The organism is Streptomyces graminilatus (genome assembly GCF_001418565.1).
Taxonomy (GTDB): Bacteria; Actinomycetota; Actinomycetes; order Streptomycetales; family Streptomycetaceae; genus Streptomyces; species Streptomyces graminilatus.
On sequence record NZ_LIQQ01000241.1, the window covers coordinates 1 to 5,238 of the forward strand.

Genomic DNA, 5,238 nt, shown 5'->3' on the forward strand with positions numbered 1-5,238 from the left:
GCGGCTCGGTGGGCGGGGCGGGGGCCGGGCCGACGGCGCCTGTCTCGTTGAACACGGCCACCACCGAGCAGCTCGACACCTTGCCGGGGGTGGGCCCGGTGCTGGCGCAGCACATCATCGACTACCGCACCCAGCACGGCGGATACCGGTCCGTGGACGAACTGCGCGATGTGAACGGCATCGGTGACCGTCGGTTCGCCGACCTGCGAGACCTGGTGCAGCCGTGAACCGGGTACCGCACACCTCGGAGGCTGAGGAGTCGCCGTCGCCGTCGCCGTCGCCGTCGCCGTCGTCGTCGTCGGGGTCGGGGTCGAGGTCGGAAGCGGAATCCGGAGGCCCGGCCGGGCATGTGCCGGCCGGTGTCGCGCACGAGGAGTCCCAGCCCGGCCCGCTCGACGACCGGCCCGATCCCGCCCGCCGGGCGCCGCGCGCCCGCCGGTCCGTGCACGCGGCCTCGGGGAAACGGCTGGGGGAAGCCCATCCCCGGCAGGAAGGGCCGACGGACCTGCGGTTGGTGCCGCCCGCACTGGCGGCCTGGGCGACGGCGGCACTGGCGTTGGATGCCTCGCCCGGGTCGGTCACGGGCGTCGCGGTCGCCTGTTCGGCCGTGGCGGGCCTGCTCCTGCTGACCCGGCGCACTTCCAAAGGACCCGGTCCGCCGACAGGAAAGTCCCGCTGGGGCAGTTGGTCGCGGGTTTCCGCCGCTGCCGTGCTCCTCTGTGTCGCCGCGGCTGCCGCCTCCGCCGGGCTGCACGGGGCTGATCTGAGGCGCGGGCCGGTGCCTGGGCTCGCGCGGCAGTACGCCCAGGTGACGGCCGAGCTGGAGGTCACCTCCGATCCGCGGCTCACCCGGCCCCGGATCCAGGGCGCCCATGCCCTGCCGACCGCCGTACTTCTCGACGCCGACATCCGACGCGTCGAGGAGACGGACGGGCGCGCGGTGGAAACTCGGACGCCAGTGCTCGTGACTGTCGACGTGGACGCCGGGCCGAAGAGGGCGGGACAACCGTTCAGCCGGGCGGCGGCGGGGGAGGCCGCCGAGGCGGCGGGTGGGCCGGAGCGGTCGCCCTGGCTGCGGCTGTTGCCGTCCACACGGCTGAGGGTGACCGGACGGCTCGTGCCCCCGTTGAGGGGCGGCGACAGGGTCGCGGCCGTGCTGCGAGTACGGGACCGGGCTGCGCCCGAGGTGGTGAGCGAGCCGTCGGCGGCGCAGCGGTTCGCGGGGCGGCTGCGCGCGGGGCTGCGGGACGCCACCGACGACCTGCCGGCGGACGAGCGGGCGCTGCTGCCCGGACTGGTCGTCGGGGACACCTCGCGCGTCACACCCGAACTGGACGAGGCGTTCAAGGAGACCGACCTCACTCACCTGACGGCCGTCAGCGGAGCGAATTTCACGATCCTCCTCGCCCTGCTCATCGGCCCGCCCGCCCTCGCCCAGCGGGTCGAACGGCGAGGCCTCGCACCTCGTCTGGGTATCTCCCTCCGGACGACGGCACTGCTCGGCGGCGCGCTCACCCTGGGGTTCGTCGTCGTGTGCAGACCCGACCCGAGTGTGCTGCGGGCCGCGGCCTGCGGATCGGTCGCGCTGCTCGCCCTCGCGACCGGGCGCCGCCGGTCACTGATCCCGGCGCTGGCCACAGCGGTCCTGCTGCTGGTGCTGTACGACCCCTGGCTGGCGCGGAGTTACGGCTTTCTGCTCTCCGTCCTCGCCACCGGCGCGCTCCTCACCCTCGCGCCCCGATGGAGCCAGGCGTTGCGCGGGCGCGGGGTGCCGCCTCGACTGGCCGAGGCGCTCGCGGCGGCCGGTGCCGCACAGGCCGTGTGCGCGCCCGTGGTGGCCGTGCTGTCGGCGCGGGTGAGCCTGGTGGCGGTGCCGTGCAACCTGCTCGCGGAGTTCGCGGTCGCCCCGGCCACCGTGCTGGGCTTCGCGGCACTGGGCATGGCGCCGGTGATGATGCCGGTGGCCAGGATGCTGGCCTGGGGCGCGAGTTGGCCCGCTGGGTGGATCGTGGACATCGCCCGTACGGGAGCGGCGCTGCCCGGCGGGGGAGTGGACTGGCCGGGCAGTTGGACGGGCGCGCTGCTGTTGGGGCTGTGCACGGCGGTGGTCGTGTTCGTCGGCGCGCGTCTGCTGAGGCATCCATGGTGGTGCGCGCTCTGCGGGGTGCTGTTGCTCCTGGTGGTGGTGCGGCCGGCGCCGCTGACCAGGGTGATCACGGGATGGCCGCCGCCCGGGTGGCGGTTCGCGATGTGCGACGTGGGGCAGGGCGACGCGACCGTGCTCGCGGCCGGGGAAGGCACTGGTGTGGTCGTGGACGCCGGACCCGACCCGGCACTGGTCGACCACTGTCTGCGCGAACTCGGCGTCACCAAGGTGCCCCTCGTGATCCTCACCCACTTCCACGCCGACCACGTCGCCGGGCTGCCCGGCGTACTGCGCGGGCGTTCGGTGGGCGCGATCGAGACGACGGGGTTCGAGGAGCCCGAGGACCAGGCCCGGTTCGTGCGGAGAGAGGCGGCGGCCCGGCGCATCCCGGTGACGCGTGCCGTCGCCGGTGAGCGGCGGCGGACCGGTGACCTCGACTGGGAGGTGCTGTGGCCGAGGCCGGCCCCGTCCCCCGAGCCCGAGGGCGCCAACGACGCCAGTGTCACGCTGCTCGTACGGTCGGCCGGGCTGCGCCTGCTGCTCCTCGGGGACCTCGAACCCCCGGCCCAGCGGGAGCTGCTGAACTCACCGGCAGCCGCGCGGGTGCGTGCCGTGGACGTCCTCAAGGTCGCCCACCACGGGTCGGCCTATCAGGACCCGGACCTCATACGGGCGGCGGCTCCGAGGCTGGCGCTCATTTCGTGCGGCGCGGAGAACACCTATGGACATCCCGCTCCCAGCACGGTGGCGGGGCTCAGGGACGGGGGTGCCGTGGTGCTGCGGACGGACCAGGACGGGGCGTTGGCGGTCGTCGGCGCGGGCCGGGAGCTGCGGGTGGCGAGAAACTGAGGACATGAACTCCGCACAGGCTGATGCCTACCTCCGCCGGCTGGGCGCCCGGCGCCCCGAGTCGCCCACCTCCGACGCGCTGCGCGAGCTGCAACTGCGGCATCTGGTGTCGGTGCCCTTCGAGAACCTCTCGATCCATCTCGGCGAGGAGATCGCCCTGGCGGAGGACCGGCTGTTCGACAAGGTGGTGGGCGCCCGCCGGGGCGGGTTCTGCTATGAACTCAACGGTGCCTTCGGGGCGTTGCTCACGGCGCTGGGCTTCGGCGTCACGCTGCTCGCGGCGCGGGTGTACGGCGACGAGGAGCGGCTCGGGATCCCCTACGACCATCTCGCGCTGCGGGTACGGACGCAGGACGGCGGTGACTGGCTGGCCGACGTCGGCTTCGGGGCGCACAGTCACCGTCCGCTGGCGATCGGGCAGCGGCACGGGCAGGAGGATCCGGGCGGTGTGTTCCGGGTCGTCGAGGCGGAGGAGGACGCGGCGGGAGTACGCGGTGGCGGGGCGGGCGGGGACTCGGGTGACCTGGACGTGGTCCGGGACGGCAGCCGTCAGTACCGGCTGGAGCTGAGGCCGCGTGTGCTCGGCGACTTCGTGGCCGGGGCCTGGTGGCACAGCACCTCACCGGAGTCGCACTTCACCCGGAACCTGGTCTGCTCGCGGGTCACGGAGGACGGCGGGCGGATCACGCTCAGCGGCCGGAGCCTCACGGTCACGGCGCCGGACGGGAAGCGGGAGGTGCGGGAGCTGGAGTCGGACGGTGAGGTGCTCTCCGTGTACCGGGAGCGGTTCGGGGTCGAGCTGTCCGGTGTGCCGACGGTTCGCGCACCGGGTGGGGCGGCTGACGTGTCCGATGCCTCCGGGGCATCCGAGGGGGACTGAACGCGGCTGAGGACGGCTGAGGACGGATGAGGACCGATAAGGACGGCTGAGGACGGCGGAGGGCGACCGGATCGGGACCGGGGTTCGGGGTAGCGGAAAATGTCTCCGTGAGCGACGTGAGACATGTGCTGGTGCTGCCCGACCGTGATGCAGCCGAGGAGGTGGTGGAGGCGCTGCGTGACCGGTTCGGTCTCGCCGAGGAGCCGCAGCTTCTGAGGGACGCCCTCGCCGGTGAGGACGACGCCGAGGACGCCCAGTGGCTCGTGGTGCTGGAGGACGAGGCCGGGCGGCTGGATCCGGAGGAGCTGGACGGGTTCGTGGGGGAGTGGGAGGGGTGGCGCGAGGAGCCCTGACCGAGCCCTGAGCGAGCCCTGAGCGAGCCCTGACCGTGTCGGCCCGCTGTCGCGGGTGTTCCGCGCGGGCGGCGTTGTCAGTGGCTCGTGGGATGCTTTCGGGGATGGCCAAGAAGACCGCACAAGACGACCCTCTCGCCCCCGTCACGCTTGCCGTGGGCCAGGAGGACCTCCTGCTCGACCGTGCCGTGCAGGAGGTGGTGGCCGCCGCCCGGGCCGCCGACGCCGACACGGACGTACGAGACCTGAGCTCGGACCAGTTGCAGCCGGGCACGCTGGCCGAGCTGACCAGTCCGTCGCTCTTCGCGGAGCGCAAGGTCGTGGTCGTACGCAACGCGCAGGATCTGTCGGCCGACACGGTCAAGGATGTGAAGGCGTATCTCGGGGCGCCCGCCGAGGAGATCACCCTCGTGCTGCTGCACGCGGGCGGAGTCAAGGGTAAGGCGCTGCTCGACGCGGCGCGCAAGGCGGGGGCGCGCGAGGTGGCGTGTCCCAAGATGACGAAGCCGGCGGACCGGCTGGCGTTCGTGCGGTCCGAGTTCCGGGTGACGGGGAGATCCGCCACGCCCGAGGCGTGCCAGGCGCTCGTCGACTCGATCGGGAGCGATCTGCGGGAGCTGGCGTCCGCGGTGACCCAGCTCGTCGCGGATGTCGAGGGGACGATCGACGCGGCTGTCGTCGGGCGGTACTACACGGGGCGGGCCGAGGCGTCGAGCTTCGAGGTCGCGGACCGCGCTGTCGAGGGGCGGGCGGCGGAGGCGCTGGAGGCGTTGCGGTGGTCGCTGTCGACCGGGGTGGCGCCGGTGATGATCACCAGCGCGCTGGCGCAGGGAGTGCGGGCGATCGGGAAGCTGTCCTCCGCGCGGGGCGGGCGGCCGGCGGATCTCGCGCGGGAGCTGGGGATGCCGCCGTGGAAGATCGACCGGGTGCGGCAGCAGATGCGGGGGTGGACCCCGGACGGGGTCGCCGAGGCGCTCCAGGCGGTGGCCAAGGCCGACGCGGGGGTGAAG

At 73.6% G+C, this 5,238-nt stretch carries 5 protein-coding genes; all 5 read left to right on the top strand.

The genetic code is table 11. The annotated features are described in order from the left end of the window. Positions 1 to 227 (top strand): ComEA family DNA-binding protein (locus AOK08_RS20755; RefSeq protein ID WP_198539325.1); only part of this gene is annotated, 227 nt, incomplete at its 5' end. Between the two features lie 215 nt (positions 228 to 442). Beyond that, entirely contained in the window at positions 443 to 2,995 is a 2,553-nt protein-coding gene (locus tag AOK08_RS20760; RefSeq protein ID WP_055528045.1) for a ComEC/Rec2 family competence protein, read from the top strand. Positions 2,996 to 2,999: 4 nt separating this feature from the next. Then, positions 3,000 to 3,875 (top strand): arylamine N-acetyltransferase family protein, encoded by an 876-nt coding sequence (locus tag AOK08_RS20765; RefSeq protein WP_055528040.1) that lies wholly within the window; start codon positions 3,000 to 3,002, stop codon positions 3,873 to 3,875. 107 nt (positions 3,876 to 3,982) lie between these two features. Continuing rightward, complete coding sequence (locus AOK08_RS20770) at positions 3,983 to 4,228, top strand: hypothetical protein (protein WP_055528042.1); 246 nt, start codon at positions 3,983 to 3,985, stop codon at positions 4,226 to 4,228. 104 nt (positions 4,229 to 4,332) lie between these two features. Beyond that, the coding region (gene holA / locus AOK08_RS20775; RefSeq protein ID WP_198539326.1) for a DNA polymerase III subunit delta at positions 4,333 to 5,238 on the top strand (906 nt) is incomplete at its 3' end.

Excerpts from the sequence above, each read along its gene's own strand:
- AOK08_RS20765 (WP_055528040.1), top strand. The coding sequence starts at position 3,000 with ATGAACTCCGCACAGGCTGATGCCTACCTCCGCCGGCTGGGCGCCCGG.